The organism is Pedococcus sp. (genome assembly GCF_036000045.1).
Lineage (GTDB): Bacteria > Actinomycetota > Actinomycetes > Actinomycetales > Dermatophilaceae > Pedococcus.
Map to the genome: position 1 here is coordinate 75889 of NZ_DASYGF010000025.1, position 19988 is coordinate 95876.

General features: G+C 69.5%; 22 protein-coding genes. 11 read left to right on the forward strand and 11 right to left on the reverse strand.

Annotation, left to right across the window (positions count from 1 at the left end; genetic code table 11):
• Positions 1–38 precede the first annotated feature (38 nt).
• A complete protein-coding gene (locus VGN50_RS05160; RefSeq protein ID WP_327443608.1) occupies positions 39–1010 on the forward strand; it encodes an NAD(P)-dependent alcohol dehydrogenase in 972 nt (323 codons plus the stop codon).
• On the opposite strand, the gene VGN50_RS05165 is transcribed toward VGN50_RS05160, so the two are convergent.
• Positions 1007–2263, reverse strand: coding sequence for a M48 family metallopeptidase (locus tag VGN50_RS05165; RefSeq protein WP_327443609.1), 1257 nt, complete (start codon positions 2261–2263; stop codon positions 1007–1009). The genes VGN50_RS05160 and VGN50_RS05165 overlap by 4 nt on opposite strands.
• Positions 2264–2783: 520 nt before the next feature.
• Between VGN50_RS05165 and VGN50_RS05170 the strand changes: the two genes are divergently transcribed.
• Complete coding sequence (locus tag VGN50_RS05170; protein WP_327443611.1) at positions 2784–3407, forward strand: class I SAM-dependent methyltransferase; 624 nt, start codon at positions 2784–2786, stop codon at positions 3405–3407.
• A gap of 21 nt (positions 3408–3428) precedes the next feature.
• On the opposite strand, the gene VGN50_RS05175 is transcribed toward VGN50_RS05170, so the two are convergent.
• Together VGN50_RS05175 and VGN50_RS05180 are read right to left on the reverse strand one after the other, a co-directional pair.
• Positions 3429–4328, reverse strand: coding sequence for an ATP-binding protein (locus tag VGN50_RS05175; protein ID WP_327443612.1), 900 nt, complete (start codon positions 4326–4328; stop codon positions 3429–3431).
• 98 nt (positions 4329–4426) lie between these two features.
• On the reverse strand, positions 4427–4714 hold the full coding sequence (locus VGN50_RS05180; RefSeq protein WP_414694565.1) for a YciI family protein: 288 nt from the start codon (positions 4712–4714) through the stop codon (positions 4427–4429).
• Positions 4715–4977: 263 nt separating this feature from the next.
• Between VGN50_RS05180 and VGN50_RS05185 the strand changes: the two genes are divergently transcribed.
• The gene (locus tag VGN50_RS05185; RefSeq protein ID WP_327443615.1) at positions 4978–5358 is read left to right on the forward strand and encodes a VOC family protein; all 381 of its coding nucleotides are present in this window, start codon (positions 4978–4980) and stop codon (positions 5356–5358) included.
• 12 nt (positions 5359–5370) lie between these two features.
• On the opposite strand, the gene VGN50_RS05190 is transcribed toward VGN50_RS05185, so the two are convergent.
• The gene (locus tag VGN50_RS05190; RefSeq protein WP_327443616.1) at positions 5371–5607 is read right to left on the reverse strand and encodes a DUF1059 domain-containing protein; all 237 of its coding nucleotides are present in this window, start codon (positions 5605–5607) and stop codon (positions 5371–5373) included.
• Between the two features lie 65 nt (positions 5608–5672).
• On the reverse strand, positions 5673–6518 hold the full coding sequence (locus VGN50_RS05195; RefSeq protein ID WP_327443617.1) for a sigma-70 family RNA polymerase sigma factor: 846 nt from the start codon (positions 6516–6518) through the stop codon (positions 5673–5675).
• A 109-nt stretch (positions 6519–6627) separates the two neighbouring features.
• Between VGN50_RS05195 and VGN50_RS05200 the strand changes: the two genes are divergently transcribed.
• Both VGN50_RS05200 and VGN50_RS05205 read left to right on the forward strand, forming a co-directional pair.
• Complete coding sequence (locus VGN50_RS05200) at positions 6628–7317, forward strand: dihydrofolate reductase family protein (protein WP_327443618.1); 690 nt, start codon at positions 6628–6630, stop codon at positions 7315–7317.
• Positions 7318–7321: 4 nt separating this feature from the next.
• A complete protein-coding gene (locus VGN50_RS05205) occupies positions 7322–7837 on the forward strand; it encodes a nitroreductase family protein (protein WP_327443619.1) in 516 nt (171 codons plus the stop codon).
• A gap of 44 nt (positions 7838–7881) precedes the next feature.
• Here VGN50_RS05205 and VGN50_RS05210 read toward each other — a convergent pair whose 3' ends face one another.
• Positions 7882–8652 (reverse strand): GNAT family N-acetyltransferase, encoded by a 771-nt coding sequence (locus VGN50_RS05210; RefSeq protein ID WP_327443620.1) that lies wholly within the window; start codon positions 8650–8652, stop codon positions 7882–7884.
• A gap of 108 nt (positions 8653–8760) precedes the next feature.
• Between VGN50_RS05210 and VGN50_RS05215 the strand changes: the two genes are divergently transcribed.
• Together VGN50_RS05215 and VGN50_RS05220 are read left to right on the forward strand one after the other, a co-directional pair.
• Positions 8761–9027, forward strand: a complete 267-nt coding sequence (locus tag VGN50_RS05215; RefSeq protein ID WP_327443621.1) for a type II toxin-antitoxin system Phd/YefM family antitoxin — start codon at positions 8761–8763, stop codon at positions 9025–9027.
• Between the two features lie 371 nt (positions 9028–9398).
• A complete protein-coding gene (locus VGN50_RS05220; RefSeq protein ID WP_327443623.1) occupies positions 9399–10796 on the forward strand; it encodes a hypothetical protein in 1398 nt (465 codons plus the stop codon).
• Between the two features lie 182 nt (positions 10797–10978).
• Here the strand turns inward: VGN50_RS05220 and VGN50_RS05225 are convergent, their stop codons facing one another.
• A complete protein-coding gene (locus VGN50_RS05225; RefSeq protein ID WP_327443625.1) occupies positions 10979–11416 on the reverse strand; it encodes a hypothetical protein in 438 nt (145 codons plus the stop codon).
• 359 nt (positions 11417–11775) lie between these two features.
• On the opposite strand from VGN50_RS05225, the gene VGN50_RS05230 reads away from it, so the two are divergent.
• Positions 11776–12240, forward strand: a complete 465-nt coding sequence (locus VGN50_RS05230; RefSeq protein ID WP_327443626.1) for a phage tail protein — start codon at positions 11776–11778, stop codon at positions 12238–12240.
• 21 nt (positions 12241–12261) lie between these two features.
• Here VGN50_RS05230 and VGN50_RS05235 read toward each other — a convergent pair whose 3' ends face one another.
• Entirely contained in the window at positions 12262–13488 is a 1227-nt protein-coding gene (locus VGN50_RS05235) for an RNA polymerase sigma factor (protein ID WP_327443627.1), read from the reverse strand.
• Positions 13485–14372 carry an alpha/beta hydrolase gene (locus VGN50_RS05240; RefSeq protein WP_327443628.1) on the reverse strand — a complete coding sequence of 296 codons (888 nt, stop codon included), beginning with the start codon at positions 14370–14372 and terminating at the stop codon, positions 13485–13487. Before VGN50_RS05240 ends, VGN50_RS05235 begins: the two co-directional genes overlap by 4 nt.
• 315 nt (positions 14373–14687) lie before the next feature.
• Here VGN50_RS05240 and VGN50_RS05245 point away from each other — a divergent pair, with 315 nt between their 5' ends.
• The 3 genes from VGN50_RS05245 (at position 14688) to VGN50_RS05255 (ending at position 18458) form a co-directional block, all read left to right on the forward strand.
• On the forward strand, positions 14688–16616 hold the full coding sequence (locus VGN50_RS05245) for a potassium transporter Kup (RefSeq protein WP_327443629.1): 1929 nt from the start codon (positions 14688–14690) through the stop codon (positions 16614–16616).
• A 268-nt stretch (positions 16617–16884) separates the two neighbouring features.
• A complete protein-coding gene (locus VGN50_RS05250; RefSeq protein WP_327443631.1) occupies positions 16885–17358 on the forward strand; it encodes a thioesterase family protein in 474 nt (157 codons plus the stop codon).
• The gene (locus tag VGN50_RS05255) at positions 17355–18458 is read left to right on the forward strand and encodes an alcohol dehydrogenase catalytic domain-containing protein (RefSeq protein WP_327443632.1); all 1104 of its coding nucleotides are present in this window, start codon (positions 17355–17357) and stop codon (positions 18456–18458) included. The genes VGN50_RS05250 and VGN50_RS05255 overlap by 4 nt, the downstream gene beginning before the upstream one ends.
• 34 nt (positions 18459–18492) lie before the next feature.
• On the opposite strand, the gene VGN50_RS05260 is transcribed toward VGN50_RS05255, so the two are convergent.
• Positions 18493–18900, reverse strand: a complete 408-nt coding sequence (locus VGN50_RS05260) for a ChaB family protein (RefSeq protein ID WP_327443633.1) — start codon at positions 18898–18900, stop codon at positions 18493–18495.
• A 58-nt stretch (positions 18901–18958) separates the two neighbouring features.
• Positions 18959–19930 carry a polysaccharide deacetylase family protein gene (locus tag VGN50_RS05265; protein ID WP_327443634.1) on the reverse strand — a complete coding sequence of 324 codons (972 nt, stop codon included), beginning with the start codon at positions 19928–19930 and terminating at the stop codon, positions 18959–18961.
• Between the last annotated feature and the right edge of the window lie 58 nt (positions 19931–19988).

Genomic DNA, 19988 nt, shown 5'->3' on the forward strand with positions numbered 1-19988 from the left:
GCAGACAGTCCGTTCAACGCCGCGGTTAGAGTCCAAGCATGAAGGCAGCCGTCCGCACCAGATTCGGACCACCGGAGGTGGTTCAGATCGGCCACGTGGAAGAGCCGACCGCGGGGCGCGACGAGGTCCTGGTCAGAGTCCACGCAACGACGGTTAATCGGACGGACTGCGCTTACCGCAGCGGGAGGCCGATGCTGGCGCGGCCCGTCTACGGTCTCTTCAAGCCACGGGCACGCATCCTCGGGTGCGAGTTCGCGGGAGTCGTCGAGGCTGCCGGCGCAGACGTTACCTCCTTCCAGGTTGGCGACCGGGTGTTCGGTTACAACGAGGGCCCATTCGGCGCGCATGCCGAATGGCTGTCGATCCGCCAAGATCGGCCGATCGCACGCATCCCAGATCAGATCACCTATGCAGAGGCAGCCCCGAGCTCCGAAGGCTCGCACTACGCCCTCACGCTCATCAGCGCGGCGAAGATCCGCAGCGAGCAGGACGTCCTCGTCAACGGCGCGACCGGCGGCATCGGGTCGGCCGCGGTCCAGCTGCTGAAGACGCTCGGCGCCAACGTCACAGCAGTCTGCGCAACGCAGCACATCGAACTGGTCCGCACCCTCGGGGCCGACAGGGTTATCGACTACACCGTCGAGGACTTCACCACTGACGACCACACGTATGACGCGGTGATCGACGCCGTCGGGAAGAGCTCATTCGGCCGATGTCGGCAACTCCTCAAGCCTCACGGCGTCTACCTGTCCTCAGAACTGGGTCCGCTGTCCCAGAACCCACTGTTGGCGCTGGTCAGCCTGCTGTCCAGGGGCAAGAAGGTGCTCTTCCCGATCCCGAAGGTCGATCAGGCCATGGTGCAACACGTGCGGACGCTGATCGAGGCGGGCACGTTCAAGCCCATCATCGACAAGCGCTACCCGCTGGACCACGTCGTCGAGGCCTACCGTTACGTCGAAACAGGGCAGAAGGTCGGCAACGTCGTCATCTCGATCGATCCAGCGGGCTAGACGACCACGTCACCAATCGCAGATCGGCCTTCGTGCCGTGGAAGAACGGCCCCTCGTCCAGGACTTCGCTCAGATGCGCCGATCGGGTCGCGGGTACCGAGAAGCACGTGGTGAATGTGGGCGTACCAACCGGACATTTCCAAGTCGATGACCCCCCACCTCTCCTGGCTCACATCAACACTTGGCTCGACGTGCGCCAGGGCTTCGACGAGGGCGATGCGGTCCGACTCGGGGGGATGCGAACTCCACAGGTCATTGGCCCGCAGCGTCGCCTGGCGCAGAACCGTCACTTCGTGAGCCCGGTGGTGGGCTGCCCTCTCGATGGCCTCACCCAGCTCACTGGCCTCCATACGCGGAGCACAGTCCCACAGGTCCTGCCAGATCCCCTGGCTGATGAGCAGGCGTTCCGCGCTCGCCACGAAAGCCTCACTACCCCCGACGTGGCGCGCCTTAAGGTCCGCCAGGTACTCGGCTCGCCGGCTGTCCGGCATCGCGGCACTATCGACCAGGAGCTGAACAGTCGCGGTCACGGTATTGATCAGGGCCAAGGTGCCGTGCACCAACACACCGGCGACGCCCGCTCCGTGCCAGGTAGCGCTGTCCGCCCCCGCCAAGGCGCGTCGCCACGGGTTACGTCCGCCGGTGGCGGCCACGGCCCGGTCGCCGAAGGTCCGCGCCGGCAACGTCAGAACCGAGCGCATGGGATCCTTGTTAACGAGGTGGCCGAACTCGTGGGCGAGGACCGACAACCGGCCCGCAGGGGGCAGCATCGCCCACAGCGGTGCACCGATCACGAGCAGCGTCTGCTGGCGCCACCCGAACCGCGCTACTCCTGCGTTGAGACTCATGTCGATGACGATGGCGTCCGGAGACCGGGTTCCCACGGCTGCCGCCACCTGGTCAACCAACCGCCGCAGCTCCCGGCCCTGATCCTGCGGAATCTGCGCCCCCCGCGGAACCTGCAGCGGTGCGGGAAAGAGCAGCGCCACCAACGCCAGGAGCCCCAGGCTGGCCAGCACCCGCACCCCGGCCGGCCAGCCCTCTCGGGCCCACACCAAAACCGCCCCACACAGGCAGCCCAAGGCGACGAGCACGATCAGAACACTCACGCCCATCAGCCACCATTGGCCGCGTGAGGTACGCGGCAACTGGTCTGGGTTCCGTGTCAGCTCTGCTAAGAGCTGATCATCCAGGACACGGCCGCGGCGAAAGCCCCAGCGGCTCAGCAACCGGGTCCCGCGGTAAGGAGCCATGGCCGGGTCCCAATCGGCCAGCCCCCACTCACACGCCGGACACCACGGCCGCGTCGCGCCCGCCGGCAGCATGACGGCGACACCGCAGCGCGGACATTCCGATCTGGGCCGCGAACCCCGATCCCTCATGGGCGCACACGGTAGACCAGGCAGCACCCTCGTCGACACCCGATTGGGGATTCCGCGCCTTCCGCAGGAGGGGGCTGGCTTACTCGACGCTGCGGGCCACGAGGTAAAGCGGCAAGGAGAGCACCACGACCAGTAGGCACAAGGCCGCCCACACTTCCGGCCTGTCAACCGTGGGGCCACCGAACGTCGCGACGACGGTTTGGCGGCGCCTTACCCGTGAACGGGCATCCTCGAGCACCCAAAGACTGATGGCCCCTACGACTAGGACCACAAGCACGGCGCTCAGCACGGAGAGATCCACTCGTTCAGTATCTCGGCATACACCGCTTGCCGCTTAGAACACGGTGCCATCTCGACCCTCCCGAGCACGAGCGGGGCTAGGGTCGAGCACGTGCACGATCACCAGGGATTCGACGACGCGGCAGCGACGTGGGACGACGACGCCGACCATGAGCGACGGCAGGTCGCGGTGGCCCAGGCCATCCAGGAATCCATGGCGCTCACGCCTCGGATGAGCGCTCTCGACGTTGGCGGCGGCACAGGTCGGCTGAGCATCTTGCTCTCCGACCTGGTCGGCTCGGTCGTCGTGACGGACCCCTCCGCGGGAATGGTTCGGGTGGCGCGTGAGCGGATCGAGGCGGCTGGGCTCAGCGACCGACTGCAGGCTGTCCAGGCAGACCTCACCGCAGACCGGCTCGACGGCACGTACGACGTGGTCTGGAGCTGTATGGCGCTGCATCACGTTCAGGACCTGGAGGGGCTTCTGCGATCCGTGGCAAAGCTTCTGGGCCGCGGTGGCCAACTGGCGATTGCCGACCTCGACGAAGATCGCGACGGTGCCTTCCACGCTGACAAGGTCGACTTCGACGGACATCACGGATTCGACAGGCGACGTCTGGCCGAGCAGCTGGCGGACGCCGGGTTCGCCGACGTCAGGTTCGTTGACGCCACGACGATCCTCAAGGGTGACCGCGAGTTCGGCGTGTTTCTGTGCACGGCGGCCAAGGCTGCATGACCCTGACTCGACCAGCTGGGATCAGCCCGGCTCGAGCACGAACCACACGCTCATCCCGACGGCGTCCAGTTCGGAGCCCCAGCGCGTCGCGAGCGCGTCCACGATCTGGAGCCCACGGCCGTGCACGGCCAGCGGATCCGCCGGGACGCTGCTGGGATCGACCAGGACGGTCGATCCACCGTCGCGCACGGTGGTGGTGAGCACACCGCGGTCGAGCACAAGGCGGAGGTCGCAGCCGGTGTCGGTGTGCATGATGGCGTTCGTGACCAGCTCGCTCAGGCACAGAGTCGCGATGTCCACGCTGCGCTGGTCGACACCCCATGCCGCGAGGGTGTTCAGGACGAAGTGGCGCGCGGTGGCGACCGCACGAGGGTCCGCAGCGACGGAGTGCGTGGCCACTTCTGCTCCCCGCGGCACCGGCTGGTCCTGGAGGGACCTGCTGCAGGGTGGGGCGCCACGCTGGACGCGGCGCAGTCCAGCGCCGAGCCGTGACCCGAGCTCCTCGAGCTCCCTCACCTGTGGACGCTCGAAGCTCTGCGGTTGGTCGTAGAACAGCGCATATCCCCCATGCACGTGGCCGCCGGCAACGATCGGGAGGCACGCGAGGGCTGACGTCTTTGGGCTCTGCCGCTCAGTGAACGCGCGATACCGTCCGGCAAGGCCCTCCAGCGAGCCCAGGACCGCCTCGCCAGTGCGGACCGAGTGGTTCAGTGGGACCTCCTCGTAGACGTCCACCTCGCACCAGTCGACACTGGGTTCGTTGTCGCGGTCGCTCGCGGCAAAGAGCAGTCGTCGTCCACCGCCTTCGGTGAGTGCCAGACCCGCCCGATGGACCCCGCGCACCCGGCCCAGCTGCGCGAGCGCGGAGCGGGCCCACGCGTCCCCATCAGGGACCGGCCTGCTCGCAACCCTAGGCGCCACCTCGCCAGGATAGGTCCGAGTCCGACCACATCGATGGAAACCCCACGGACCGCGGTCCCTGCTGTGAGGGACGCGGTCCGTTCCGGGCTGTGATCGACTCAGGCGAGGCCCTCGAACGGGCGGACCTCCACCTTGCCGCGACACGCCTTCGAGCCCTCAGCTGCGAGCCTGATCGCCACGTCGAGGTCAGGCGCCTCGATGACCCAGAAGCCCCCGATGACCTCCTTGGTCTCCAGGTACGGACCGTCGGTCAGGACCGGCGTGTCTCCCTGGCCGTCCACGACGGTCGCCGTCGAGGCAGGCTCGAGTCCGCCTGCGAACACCCAGTACCCATCGACACGCAGCTTCTCGTTGAAGGCTCCCGTCGCGGCGAACGCCTCCTCCATCTCCTCCTTGGAGCCGTAGTTGCCGAACTCGTTCCTCTCGACCGGGCCGTGCACGGCCAGCAGGTAGTGCGTCATCACGCCTCTCCTCAGTTCCGGGCGGTCCCTGTGACCACCTTCCACCCACACCACGAACGTAGTCCGGCCGATCCGACAACCTGGCAGTGTCAAAGTTCGCTTGGTTGGAACATGCTGGTCCATGGCCGCGAGTGGGTGCGGACGTTCATCACTCGCGCGAGCCGATCCAACCGACCGAGGAGAGAGCGATGAGCGACACCACAACCCACATCACCGGTATACGCACCGTCAGTGTCCCGGTGGAGGACCAGGACGCCGCCCTTGCCTTCTATGTCGACGTCCTCGGCTTCACCAAGCTCCGGGACAACCCGACCCCGGGCGGCGGTCGGTGGATCGAGCTCGCTCCCGGCGAAGACCGCGTCGTCATCACTTTGGAGCCCGCCACACCCGGCGTCACGCGCGGCCCGATCAGCATCCGCTTCACCACCCAGGATGCCGAAGCGGCGCATGCCGCTCTCCGAGACGCCGGTGTCGACACCGACGAGATCCTCAGCTGGCCGGGCGTGCCGCCCATGTTCGCCTTCCGTGACCCCGACGGAAACGCCTTCTCGATCACCGAGCTCGGATAGTCGCGCTGGGTCTCATTCGTCGGCGAGGGCGGCGAAAGCACGCTGGGTGTCGCGGTACCACCCCATCGACCTCTTGGGGTGCATCCAGCGGCTCTTCATGGCGTCGCGAGCCTCTCGATGAGTTGCGTCGCCGGACCGTTCCGCCTCCTTGAGGTGGCGGTCCTGCGCCTTGATGACCTCGTCGGCGCTCGCGCCGTGGTGCTCCAGGTCGCAGGGCCCTCCGAGGGCGCGGCAGGTCATGGTCTTCATGGTCTTCTCCTTTGTATGTCGTGCCCCGGGTGGCTCCCCAGCCAACCGCAGCGGGTATGTGTGGGTCAGCCGCGTGGCTGATCAGCCTGGCGGCGCACGACCTGCGCCAAGACCTCGGGTGCGGCGCGGAACGTGATGGCCCGCACCATGCCGTCCTCCACGGTGAAGTCGAAGACGACCTTGGCCGCGCCGAGATGGAACCAGGCACTGCCAGGCCGATGCCCCACGAAGACCGGGAATGCCGACCTGGCGCTGCCGTTGAAGAACGACGCGACCTCTTCGCGGCCCTCGATCAGTCGCGGAGTGCCGACCAGGGCAGCAGCCTCGTCGGCAGTCACCGTGGCATCCGGCGCTAGCAGCCGAAGCAAACGCTCGAACTCGCCATCCTTGGCCGCGGCCATGAAGGCGTCCACTACTTCCCAGTCGGCCAGCTGGTCCTCGGCATGCGGTTGGGCCACCTTGGCCCGCGCGCGCGAGGCCAGCTTGCGCGCGGCCACGGGCGTCGTCTCGAGCAGCGCCGCGATGGTCGGGAACTCGAAGCCGAAGCTGTCATGGAGGATGAAGGCGACCCGCTCATTCGGAGAGAGCCGGTCGAGCACCACCTGCAGGGCGACCCCGACGGTGTCGGCGAGCGCGACATCGTCAGCGGGATCGGAGGCGCCCACCTGGGGCTCCAGGTCGTCCATGGGGACGGGCGTGCGAGCGCGCAGCCGGTCCAGACACAGCCGGGTGGTCACGGTCGTCAACCACGCCGGCAGGCTCTGGATCTCAGCGTCTGCGCCGTGCAGCCGAATCCACGCCTGCTGCACGACGTCCTGGGCCTCGGCGTGGTCACCCAGCACCCGGCTCGCGATCCCCACAAGCCGGGGTCGCTCTGCCTCGAACAGGTCCGTCTGGTCCACGCTCTCCACCTCCCGATTGTGCCGTTCACCCACCTGACGCGCCCGCATGTCCAAGTGTGACCACCTGTGGCTCCGCGCTGCGGAACACTGGGTGCCGCTGACGACCGAGGAGGACGCGATGTCACTCGCACGGATCCACAACTTCTCCATCTCCCTGGACGGCTTCGCCACCGGCGAGCCGCAGAGCCTCGAAGCACCCTTCGGCCATGCAGGCCATCGACTGCACCAGTGGATGTTCGCGACCCGGTTTTGGGACGCGAGTGGCGCGGATGGAGTCGACAATGCCTTCGCGGAGCGCCACGGCCCGGGGATCGGCGCGGAGATCATGGGCTCCAACAAGTTCGGGCCGCCCGGATGGCGCGACGACCCGGAGTGGACGGGCTGGTGGGGCCCGAACCCGCCGTTCCACACGCCTACCTACGTCCTGACTCACCATCCCCGCTCCCCCATGGAGATGGAGGGCGGGACCACGTTCCACTTCCTCGACGCCACCCCCGCCGAGGCTCTCCAGATCGCCCGCGAAGCGGCCGACGGCCAGGACGTCCGGATCGGCGGTGGCCCCACCGTCGTCCGCGACTTCCTCGCCGCCGGGCTCGTCGACCACATGCACCTCGTTCAGGTGCCGATCGTGCTCGGTCGCGGCGTCCGTCTCTGGGACGGGCTGGAGTCCATCGAGGACGGCTACGACATCGAGGCCATCTCCTCCCCCAGCGGCGTCACCCATCTGACGTTCGCCCGCAAAGCCTCCTCGGGAACGTCGACGACGGCCGCTGGTGGTCGCCATAGCGGCGTCGGCGGCGCAGGATGAAACCGTGGAGACCTGGGACGCCCTGAGGGCGCGACGCAACGTTCGGCAGTTCACTGAGCAGCCCGTCCCCGACGAGGCACTCGACCGCATACTCGAGGCCGGCAGACGTGCCCCGTCAGCGGGCAACTGGCAGCCGTGGGACTTCGTCCTCGTCACCGACAAGCCCCAGCTCGCCGAGCTGGCGAAGGTCTGGCAAGGCGCCAAGCATGTCGCCGGCGCCGCGGCCGCCATCGCGATCGTCGCGCCCGAGCCAGAGGACGACCGGCAGTCGGCGTTGCTCCACTACGACCTCGGCCAGGCGACGTACGCGATGACTGTCGCTGCGGCCGACCTGGGCGTCGGCACGGGTCACGCCGCGGCCACCGACCAGGCCCAGGCCCAGGCAGTTCTGGGCTTCCCGGAGGGACGGTTCCTTGCCTACCTGCTCTCCGTCGGCTATCCGGCAGACAAGCCGCTGGCCGTCATCAAGCGGCTGAACCGTCGCCGCTTCGACGAGGTCGTGCACCGCGGCAGATGGTGACCAGGCCCCCAAAGCTGGCCGTCGCGGCATACGCCAGGGTCGTGTCAGCCGCAGGAGCGAGAGAACTGGGTCAGCCTGCCCATCGCCGTGAAGCCCAGTCGCCGGTAGAGGGCGACGCCCGACTCGCTCGCATCCAGACTCGCCCGTGTGGCTCCGGACGTGGCCGCGTCACGCACAGCGGCCGCTGTCATGGACAGGCCCACGCCGCGGCGCTGCCAGCTGGGGTCGGTGTTGACGAAGAAGACGTACGCCTCCGAACCGAAGGTCCGCGATCCGCTCGTCCCTCGCACCACGCCGTCATCGTCGACCGCCGCGAAGAGCCGAGCACCAGCGGGCAGCGACCTCAGGTACGCGACGAGACCCGCGTTCGACACCGCACCCGCTCCGGTCGCCCGCCCGGCAGCCTCGACCGCCTCGGCCAACGGCACGCCGTCCAGTCCGTCGGCGGGGACGCGGCATACAGGATGCAGTGCCAGTCCAGCCGGCAGCGGGCGGTCCGCCACCGCGCGAAGCTCGGAACACACCATGCCCGTGACCGCGTTCGGCGCCCACGTCCGGTCCTGACGGAGAAGCGCTGCACATCCGCGGGCCGCCTCTGCGATCCTGATCGTGCCGCTCGCGGCCCGCGGCAGCACCGCAGAGAGCTCGTCGAAGGCGCGGTCATCCAGGACCAGAAGCTGGGTGGGAGACTCCCCATCCACCGAAACCAGGCCCAGTATGCCGGGGGCACGGACGTGCTCCGTGCCGGGTCGTGCCGCGACAACACACCGCGCGTCGAAGGATGCGGCGTAGGCGTCCGCCGCCGGGCTCTCCACCGGTTCAGGCTAGGTCACACGGAAGGCCGAGCTGGTGTACCCCGGAGAATGGATAAGAACTCCTCTCGGCCGTTGCCGCCCGAAAAAGTGCGCGCCACAACTGTGCCCATGACAGTCGAGCCGCTCCGAGACGTCCGCAACCATTTCAGCGAGGTCATCGATCGCGTCGAACACGAGCACGAGCGTGTGACCGTGACACGCAATGGGCGCGCCGCGGCTGTCATTCTGAGCCCCGAGGACCTGGCCGAGCTCGAGGAGACCCTCTCGGTCCTGAGCGACCCTCAGGCCCTGGCCGACATCCGTGAGGCCGACGCCGCCTATTCCGCCGGCGACGTCGTTCGCGGAGTCAAGGCTGTCCGCGCCCTCCACTCGTGAGCTCTGGTGAGCTGTACGAGCTGGTCCTGACACCCCCGCCAGTGCCTCTGGTGCTCGGCGCCCGTAAGGTCACGACATGCACGCGCGTCAGCGGGACATCCCGTTGCCGGTCGCGGGACAGGTCACCTCGCTGGAGAATGGTGGTGCAGCTGCTCGGCTGGAACATGGCCGGGCCCCTGCTCGGGCTCCGCGGCACACGTCCATCCGTGAACGCGCGCCCCGCCGAAAGATCGCGAGTCTGTCCATCGGCTGAACGGATGACGCGCATACCCACGTCACCGCAGCAAAATGGGGATGTGTCGGGGGAAATGGTCCTTCTCCTCCGCGGCGCACAATCGGGCGATGCGGAGGCCTTCGCCTGCCTGTATGCCGTGACGAACCCCGTCCTCCTGCGTTACCTGCGCGTCGTCTCTGACGCCGACCCGACACCGTTGGCCCTGGTCACGTGGTCCAGGCTGTTGGATGGGATGTCGGCCTGCGTCGCCGGCGACGACGACGACTGGCTCGAGCTCGCGGTCGGCACCGCACGCGAGCAGGCCCTCGCGGCCAACGGCTCCGACGCTGCCGCCGCACCCGCGCCCGTCCCCGCTGGTCCGGGCGCTGGCCCGGAGTCCACCCAGGTCGACGAGGCCGTATCGGCGCTGCGGGCCTGCGGGCCGGACGTGGCCGAGGTGCTCGCGATGGGTGTGGTGGCCGGACTCGGACGAGACTCGATCGCCCGGATCACCGGGCAGGAGCCGACCGAGGTCCTCGCGCTCGTCCTGGCCGGTCAGACCAGGCTGGGGCGCCCTCTGGCCGCCCTGGGCGCGACGTTCGCGACACCCGCCACCACGGCCGAGGTGCGCGACCTTCCGGTGGTGCTGCCACAGTTCGCCGCACAGGCCCACGAGCCGCTGCCACCTGCAACCACCTCCACTCCACGCCCCATGCTCACGCTGCTGACCGGGGATGCCATGGGGGCCGCCTGGGCGGGGGACGCCACAGCGGGCGCCTCAGCGGGGACCACCTTCGCCGGTGCGGCGCGGCCTCGGAGCGCGGCAGTCGGCGTCTCTCCGCGCTTGGCGCGGGTCGGTGCCGGCGCTGCCGCGTGGACGGTCGCGGTGGGTGGTGTCGCCGCGGCCGCTGCCATGATCGGCGTAGCTCCTGCGGCCTTCGACAGCCTCTTCGGCACCGGAGGCGGCGGGGGCCAGGGCATCGTCGCCGCGCAGGGACCGACTGGGCCTGGCGGCGTTCCCTCGCTCACCCCCAGCGGCCCAGGAACCACGCCCTCGGCACCCGGCCAGCAGACAGGCCAGACGAGACAGTCGGGGCAGTCGGGGCAGCTTGGCCGGCAACCGAGCCCCCAGGGTCCCGCGGTGACGGCCACCGGCATCTCTGGCACCACCAGCGCGCCGTCCACTGGCGACGCGGTGGTCTCCGCCTCGACCGCGGGGTTCGCCGGCCGCACGCAGGTCCTTGTGGTGTCCGCGGTCCTGACGAGCCCCTCGCCCGCCCCGCCGACCGCAGTAGCCACGCCGACCGCACCTGGCGGCATACCCACGAGTCCCCCGCCGGCACCCCCGGCTGCCCCGCGTCCCACCCCCGCACCTACGACCTCCAGCGCTGGCTCCGGAACCACCATGGTGACCAGCGCCGTCAAGGCCGCGGCGACAGCGCACCCCAAGCACAGCAAGGGCCACTCCAAGGGCCACTCCAAGGGCCGAGCCAAGGCCGCCAAGGCAGCAGCCAAGGCGAAGGCCAAGACCAAGGGCGCCAAGTCCAAGGGCTGAGGCAAGGGCGCGCGGGGTCGGAGCCGAGTGCTGAGAGCGGATGCTGCGTCGGCGCCGATCGCGAACCGGGTCAGAATGTCGCCAAGAGAACGCGGGTGGCGCTGCTGCTCGACCTGCCGCGGGTGCGGATGCGTTCCCAGCGAGCCGCGACCGCTGGTCGCTCGGTGCGACCGGCGCGGGCTCTAGCCCAGCTGAACCAAACCCGTCGTCGTCCCGCCGCCGAGGCCTGACCGGGCGTTCGTGCCACCGCTGGTGGACCCGTGACCCGTGACCCCGGCATACGCCCCCGTGCCGCCCAGGATCTCCACTGGCCCCGTGTCGGCGAAACCGGTGTCCGTGAAGGTCAGGGTCAGGTGCTTGACCATCACGAATGTGCCGCTGCCGTCGTCGCAGGTGTACACGCTGCGGATGAGCACGGACCCTCGCCCTGAGCGGGCCTGGGCGGAGCGAGCGATCGCCAGCAGCGCCACATCGTCGACGAACGTGCCCGATGCGCAGAGGGGCCCCGTGGAGGTGAACGTGGAAACGGCCGAGACGGAGACCTCGTCGGCCATGGTGAAGGGCACTGGACTCGTAGCGCTGGCCACACCGATGCTCGCCAGGGCTGCGAGCAGGCTCACGCCCATCACCAGCAACGGTCTCCCGGTCGCGTTCCTGGCAGCCAGTCGTGCGGCGTTCCCATCCACGGGCCTCGTCCCCCATCCCGGGTGCATCCGTGCTGACCATGACTCCCCTTGGCCCGCCCAGTCGCTTGGTGGCCCGGCTGGCTCACTGACGCATAATCCTCCGGATCCCCTCATCGAGGCTCATGCCTTTGTTCTAGGTCCGTGTTCACCTCATTCCCTCAGCCTTGCCACGGGCACAGCGCGCTGGCCTCCACTTGGCCCTCCTAGCGCTGGGTGTCGTCTGTCACCAGGCGTAGACGCGTCCAGGTGGTCGCGCCCGCTACCGTGGCGCCCACACACCTTGGGAGGCAGTCATGTCGTATGTCGTGGACTTCGTGGACGTTTCGACGGTCGGCGTTGAGTCCTCACCGGTCGCGGACGCCCTGGCCGGACTGAGAGCCAACGAAGCGCGGTACTTCAAGAACAAGTACGACCACACCTTTACGGTCGAACCGGCCAGTGAGGCGAGCCAGGTCGTCGAATGGGTGCACCGCATCCTCAAGGAGGAGCGCGATCTCGTCATCTCGCCCAAGCCGCTGGAGGCAACGGCTTTCGAGGTCGACGGGATCAGGATGGCCTACGTCTTCTACGAGTCGGGCCTGTCGGTCAACGTGATGTACACGATCGCGGAGGGCGGCAAGCGGGCGGTCGGGTTCAAGCTCTCGGACGGCATGGACATCCCGGAGGAGCTCGCCACCCGGTTCAAGTTCGCCCGGCAGAAGTCGAAGCTGGCGGGCACGATCCGCGGATCGTTCTTCGTCATCAAGGGCGAGTACTGACGGCGGCTGCGAGCAGGGGTCTCAACCGTCCCGGCGCCGGGTCAGGTAGGCGATCTCGGCGGTGTTGCCGGCCAGCTCGATAGCGGTGTCGTAGGCCGCGCGCGACCCGTCGCGGTCGCCGACCCGCCGCAACAGGTCAGCCCGAGCCGCGTGGTAGGCGTGGTAGCCGGCCAGCCGGTCGCCGAGGCGGTCCACCATCGCCAGCGCGACCACCGGTCCGTCGACCTCAGCGACCGCGATGGCGCGGTTCAGCGCGACGACCGGCGAGGAGTCGAGGTGGGCGAGCTGGTCGTAGAGAGCAACGACCTGCGACCAGTCGGTGTGACGCGCATCGCGGGCAGAGGTGTGCACGGCGTTGATCGCGGCCAGCAGCTGGTAGCGCCCCGGAGCCACTCCGGTGGCCAGACGCTCGCGCACCAGAGCCAGCCCCTCAGCGATCATCGGCTCGTCCCACCTCCCCCGGTCCTGCTCGGTCAACGTGACCAGCTCACCGCTGCCCGACACGCGCGCGGCCTGGCGCGCCTCGATCAGGAGCATCAACGCCAGCAGCCCGGTGACCTCACCGTCCTGCGGTACGAGCGACCGGAGCAGCCGCGAGAGCCGGATGGCCTCGGCAGTGAGCTCGTGACGCAGGGGGTCCGAGTCGGGCCCGGTCGCGAGGTAGCCCTCGTTGAAGACGAGGAAGAGGACGGCGAGGACCCCCGAGAGGCGCACCGGCAGGTCCTCTTGGGATGGCACCCGATACGGGATGCCGGCCGCCTTGATCTTGGCCTTGGCGCGGGTGATCCGCTGCCCCATGGCGGTCTCCTGCACCAGGAAGGCGCGAGCGATCTCGGTCACCGTCAGGCCGCCCACCATGCGCAGGGTCAGCGCCACCCGCGCCTCCATCGCGAGCGCCGGGTGACAGCAGGTGAAGACCAGCCGCAGCCGGTCGTCGTCGATGGGACCTCGCGTCGAGGGCGAGTCGTCGCCGCGCATCAGCTGCGCCTGCCTGTGTTTGTCGTCGCGGTGGCTCTCGCGCCGGAGCCGGTCGATCGCCTTGCGCTTGGCGGTGGTGGTCAGCCACGCACCGGGGTTGGGAGGTATGCCGTCAGCAGGCCAGCGTTGGACCGCGGTGGCGAACGCCTCGGCCGCCGCCTCCTCCGCGAGGTCGAGGTCACCGAAACGCCGCGCCAGGGTGGCGACCGTCCGAGCCCACTCCTCGCGGTGCGCCTGGGCGACCGCCTCGTGGACATCGAGCGGGCTCACGAGGCCGTGGACGCCAGGAACGCGGCGAGCACCGAGGCCAGCTGCTCCGGGTTCTCCTCCGCCATGTGATGCCCACTGTCGATCCGCGCCGTCTGGATCGCACCGTCGACCCAGCCTCGCCAGATCTCGGACGGGTCGCCATACAGCTGCTCCAGGTCGTCGTGGACGGACCAGGCGACCAGCGTCGGACAGGTGACCCTGTGGCCCCGCTCCCGGTCGGCGCGGTCGTTCGCCGCGTCGACCGACAGCCCGGCGCGGTAGTCCTCGAGCATCCCGCGTACCGTCTCCGCCTCCTGAAGGGCTGCAGCGACATACGCGAAGTTCTCCTCGCCCATCGCGGACCTCGCCGAGTCGTCCAGGCCGTACCAGGCCACGGGGTCGGCGTTGATGACCCGCTCGGCGTGCGGGGAGCCCGCGAAGAAGAACCAGTGCCACCACTGGGTGGCGAACGTGGCGTCCGTGCGCTCGACCGCCTCGGCCATGGGCACGCCGTCCAGCACCGCCAGGGCGCGTACGCGCTGGGGATGGTCCAGGGCACAGCGATGGGCCACTCCCTGTCCGCGGTCGTGGCCGACCACCGCGAACTGCCCGTGTCCGAGCCGGTCCATCAAGGCTGTGACATCACCGGCCATGGTGCGGTCGCTGTATGCCGTGTGCCCGCCGTCAGGAGCCGGCTTCCCCGATCGCCCGTAGCCACGCAGGTCGGGGCAGACCACTGTGAAACCGTGCTCGACCAGGAGCGGGGCGACGCGGTACCACGTCGTGTGCGCACGCGGATGTCCGTGCAGGAGCACGACGGGTGGTCCGCTACCACCCGACCGACCATGCAGGCGGACGCCGGTGGGCAGCTCCTGGTCCCACTCGTCGAAGGCCGGGAAGAACATGCCTTCCACCCAAGCACAGCCGGGCCCGATCTGACTGACCTACGGCCGACCGACGGCCGACCCCACGGCCGACCGACGGCCGACCCCCGCCCCCACCGTCCCCCGAGCCACGCTGTTGGACTGCGGGGGACGGCCCCACCACGGTCTTACCCACAGTCAAGACACCCAACCGTCAGGCTGGGAGCCGGGCGTGGCGTGGTGCCCGGTCCATGATCGGAGGAAATCAGCCTTGGGCCAGATCCTTGACGGGATCTTGACGGCCACGGACCGGCCGACGGTCCGGGACGGCTGTGCCGCGGAGTTAGGGTGTGCGAAATGACTACGGACCAACGCTCTGCGTCAGCTGCGCCGACGCGACCCCACGACGCACACGGCCAGGCCTGGATGGTCCTCGCGCTCGGCGCCCTCGGCGTGGTCTTCGGCGACATCGGCACCAGCCCGCTCTACGCGATCCAGACCGTCTTCGCCATCGACGGAGGGGTGGTCAAGTCGACCCCGTCGGACGTCTACGGCGTCATCTCGCTGGTGTTCTGGTCCATCACCACCGTCGTCTCGGCCAAGTACGTCGTCCTCATCCTGCGGGCCGACAACGACGGAGAGGGCGGCATCATGGCCCTCGCGGCGCTCGCTCGGCGCACCGTGCGGCCAGGCGGCCGGCGCTTCGCCATGGTCATGATCCTCGGAGTGATCGGGGCGTCCCTGTTCTACGGCGACAGCGTCATCACCCCCGCGATCTCGGTCATGTCGGCCATCGAGGGCCTCACCGTCCCGGCACCCGGGCTGGCCCACCTCGAGGTCCCCGTCGGCGCCACGATCATCACGGTCCTGTTCCTCGTGCAGCGCTACGGCACCCACATCGTCGGCCGCTTCTTCGGGCCGATCATGGTGCTGTGGTTCGCGGTTCTCGGCGCCATGGGCGCGGTGCAGATCAGCCACGACCCCGCCATCATCCGCAGCCTGTCCCCTACGTACGCCGTGCTGTTCGTCGCCGACCACCCCTTCATCGCCTTCGTGGCGATGGGTGCCGTCGTGCTGTCCATCACCGGCGCGGAGGCGCTGTATGCCGACATGGGCCACTTCGGCCGGGCGCCGATCCGGCGGGCGTGGTTCGGCCTCGTCTTCCCGACCTTGACATTGAACTACCTGGGACAGGGCTCGCTCATCCTGGAGCGGCCCGGCGCGATCGCCAACCCGTTCTTCCTCATGGCGCCGTCGTGGTCCCAGCTCCCACTGGTCGTCCTCGCCACGGCCGCGACGATCATCGCCTCGCAGGCGGTGATCTCCGGAGCCTTCTCGGTCTCACGCCAGGCCGAGCGCCTCGGCTACCTGCCCAAGCTCACCGTGCGGCATACCTCCGAGCACGAGGGCGGCCAGATCTATGTCCCCGCCGTGAACTGGGCCCTGTATGCCGGCGTGCTGCTCCTTCTGCTCCTGTTCCAGTCCTCCGGGCGGCTGGCCACGGCGTACGGGCTGGCGGTGACGGGCACGTTCCTGCTCACGACGACCCTGGTCCTGATCTATGCCGAGTCCGCCTGGGGCTGGTCGACGGCCAAGCTGCTGGCCGTTGGTGTCCCGCTCGGCGCGCTCGAGCTGACCTACTTCTCGGCCAATATGACCAAGGTGACTCACGGTGGCTGGCTGCCTCTGCTCATCGCGGCCGGCGTGACCATCGTGATGCTCACCTGGCAGCGCGGCCGGACCCTGGTCACCGAGCGCCGGACGAGCATGGAGGGCGGTCTCGACGAGTTCATCGCCGGGCTCGGCCCGGGCACGGTCACGGTGGTGCCGGGCACCGCGGTGTTCCTCCACCCGGACGACGGCACCGTGCCCCTGGCCCTGCGCGAGAACGTGGCCTACAACCACGTGATCCACGACCACGTCTTCATCGTCACCACGCTCTCGCAGAACGTGCCCCATGTCGTCGAGGACGAGCGCTGCAGCTTCGAGCCGCTGCCCAGCCCGCTGGGAACGATCACGCGGGTCAAGATCCGGTTCGGGTTCCAGGACGAGCAGGACGTGCCCACTGCACTGGGGGTCGCGCAGCGGCAGGGCCTGGCCATCGAGCCGGACCAGGCGTTCTACTTCCTGTCGCGGATCACGGTGCACCGCGGCAAGGTGCCGGGCCTCGCGAGCTGGCGCAAGCGGCTCTTCGTGGGGCTGGCGCACAATGCGGCCAACCCGAGCCAGTACTTCAGCCTGCCCGAGTCACGCACCGTGGTCATGGGCGCCCAGGTCGTGCTCTGAGAGCACCGGCGGCCGCGAGCACCGACCGCGAGCACCGGCCACAGCGCGCGGATGCAGTCTCTCACCAACCCGCCGTGCTCGGCATCGGCCGCACGGGCCATGGCGATCCCGCTCCAGCGGGCGCACGCTCGTTGAGTAGTACTCGCACCGAAGGGGCACGGCAGGGGCGTGGGTGCGAGTACTACAGCTGTGCGGACGCCCAAGAAGTCCGAGCTGTCCGAACTGTCCTGTGGCCGGGCCGTTGACCCACATGCCTATGATCGGCGCCATGACGGCCCCCACCGAACGCGCCGACGCCACCGTGGACCCGCGCACGCTGACGCGCGCGCACTTCGACCACGTCGCCCGGATGACGACGCGCTGGTCCGACAACGACATGTACGGCCATCTCAACAACGCCGTCTACTACGAGCTGTTCGACTCGGCCATCAACGGCTGGCTCATCGGCGGCGCCGGAGTCGACGTCATGGCTCTGCCCGAGCTGGGGGTCGTCGCAGAGTCCGGCTGCCGCTACTACCGCGAGCTGGAGTACCCCCGGCCGCTCGATGTCGGAGTGCGGGTCGAACGGCTGGGCCGCAGCAGTATCACCTACGCACTCGGGCTCTTCGACGCCGAGTCCGACGAGCTGGCCGCGTTCGGCTCGTGGGTCCACGTCTACATCGACCGCACCTCGCGCAGCTCGGTGCCGATCCCCGCCGCCATCCGCGAGCTCCTCGCGCGTGCCGAGCAGGCCCGCGCGTGAGGATCAGAGGAGCGGTCCTGGAAGAGGTCGGCCGTCCGGGTCCCTGGACGCAGACCAGGCCCTTGACCGTCGACGAGCTGGACCTCGAAGGGCCAGGCCCCGGCGAGGTGCTCGTCGAGATGGAGGCCGCGGGCGTCTGCCACTCCGACCTGTCGGTCGTCGACGGCAACCGGGCCCGTCCCGTCCCGATGCTGCTGGGTCACGAAGGCGCCGGACGGGTGACGCGGCTCGGCGCCGGCGTCACCGACCTCGCAGTGGGCCAGCGCGTGGTGATGACCTTCCTGCCCCGCTGCGGACAGTGCCCTGGCTGCGCCACCGACGGCCGTATGCCGTGTGGCCCAGGCTCCGCCAGCAACGGCACCGGCGAGCTGCTCGGGGGCGGTCGGCGGCTCAGTCGCGACGGCGTTCCGGTCCATCACCACCTCGGAGTGTCGGCGTTCGCCACGCACGCGGTCGTGGACGCCAGGTCGGTCGTCGCCGTCGACGACGACGTGCCACCGGAGGTCGCTGCCGTCCTGGGATGCGCGGTCCTGACCGGCGGCGGTGCGCTGCTCAACGCCGCCCCGCCCGGACCGGGACAGAGCGTCATGGTCGTGGGGCTCGGAGGCGTCGGGATCGCGGCGCTGCTCACCGCGCTCGCGCTCGGGTGCGACCAGGTCGTCACGGTCGACGGCCTCGCCGCCAAGCGAACCCAGGCCCTCGAGCTGGGGGCCACCAGCGCGCTCTCTCCCGACGAGCTGGCCACCAGCGGCGTGCGGTGTGACGTCGTGGTCGAGGCGGCCGGGAACGCCCGAGCCTTCGAGGCGGCCGTGGCCGCGACCGCGCCTGGTGGCCGGACGGTCACCGTCGGCCTCCCCCACCCCGACGCCAGGGCGAGCGTCTCACCGCTGCAGCTCGTCGCCGAGGCCAGGACCGTCATCGGCAGCTATCTGGGGTCGGCCGTGCCCTCGCGCGACATCCCGAGGTTCGCGCAGTGGTGGCGGGAGGGGCGGCTGCCGGTCGAGACGCTGGTGTCCTCGAGGATCGGCCTCGACGACGTCAACGAGGCGATGGACGAGCTGGCCGCCGGCCGTGCGGTGCGTCAGCTCATCCTGTTCTGAGCGGAACTCCGAGCGGGGGCGAGGAGCCCTCCGGTCAGGAGCTGCGGCTCTTGGTCGTCTCCCGGTCGTTGGCCTTCTGGATGGCCTCGACGAGCTCGTGCTTCGACATCGCCGACCTACCCCGGATCTGCAGCCGAGTGGCGATCTCGTAGAGATGCTTCTTCGACGCGTTGGCGTCCACCCCGCCTGCCGTCCCCGACCCCATGCGGGCCGAGCGGCCGCTGCGGGCGGCCTGGTCGTCCGAGGGACCCTTGTGGTCCTTGGCCTCCCAGTGGTCGCCGACCTTCTCGAAGCTGTGCTTGAGGGAGGCGAAGGCCGTGCGATGCGCCCGCTCTCCCTCGCCGTACTCCTCCACTGCGGAGTCGTGGGTCTTCGCCCAGGTCTCCTGGGCCTTCGCGGACGACCGCTTCAGGGTCGAGGGAATCTCGTCCTTGGCCGGCATACGTGCCTCCCAGGGTCTGACAACAGGGACGCCTGAGCGGTACCCCCTGACCCTGCCCTCAAACCAGGCGGTCGGACAGCTGCACGAACTCGTAGCCCTCGCGGCGCAACGCCGGGATGCCCCGCCGGAGACCGGCGGCCGTGGCGCGCTCGGGATGGTTGAGGTGGGCGATGACGATAGACCCGGGCCGGACGTCGCGTAGGGCAGTGACGATCTGAGGCGCGGTGAACGTGGCCCCGGCGTCGCCGTTGACACTGAAGCCCACGGCATACCGACCCAGGTCGTGCACGATGCGGGCCGCCACATCGTCGTAGAAGGCGGTGCCGCAGCGGAACAGCGGCACCGGACGCCCCAGCATCCGCTCCATGAAGGCCGCGTTGGTCTCCACCTCCTCGTAGACCTCGCGCACGTCCCGCGTCCCGGCGATGCCGTAGGCCGCGCGTCCACGCACCGACAGTGGCTGATGGCGCGTGCCGTGGTTGGCGAGCTCGAACAGGGGGTCGTCGGCGAGGTCGCGCACCGCGTTGGGGTTGGCCTTGATCCAGCGGTAGTTGAGAAAGAGCGTGGCCTTGACCTGGTTGCGCCGCAGCAGGTCGACCAGGGCCGCGTCGTAGCTGCTCCCACCGCGCCCGCCGCACGCGTCGAAGGTGAGTGCGACGACCTTGGCGCCGTCGGCGGGGATGCTGCGCACGACGCCGGGGACCTGCAGCCCCCAGGCGCGGGGTGCCACGCCGTTGTACCTGGCCTCCAGCTCGGCCACCGTGGCTGCGCCGGGCTGACGAGTCGCCGACGGCACAGGCCCGCTGGTGCTGGTCGCGGGGCCTGTGGTGGTGGTCGCCGCGGGAGTAGTGGTGGCGGCGGTCGCCGGTGCGCCCTGGCCGCTCGCGCTCGGGGATGCCGACTGGGGCACGCCTGCGCAGCCTGCGAGGACAGCGCCCACACCCAGACCGAGCGCCGCGCGCCTCGTCAGGTGGGCCGCCGAGCTCGCGCCGCCCGAGGTTGACCTCGAGGCGCGAGACCTGTCATCCATGTCCAGGAACCTAAGGCAACGACCCTGAATGCCAGCGGAGCACACGCGGGGGCGGAGT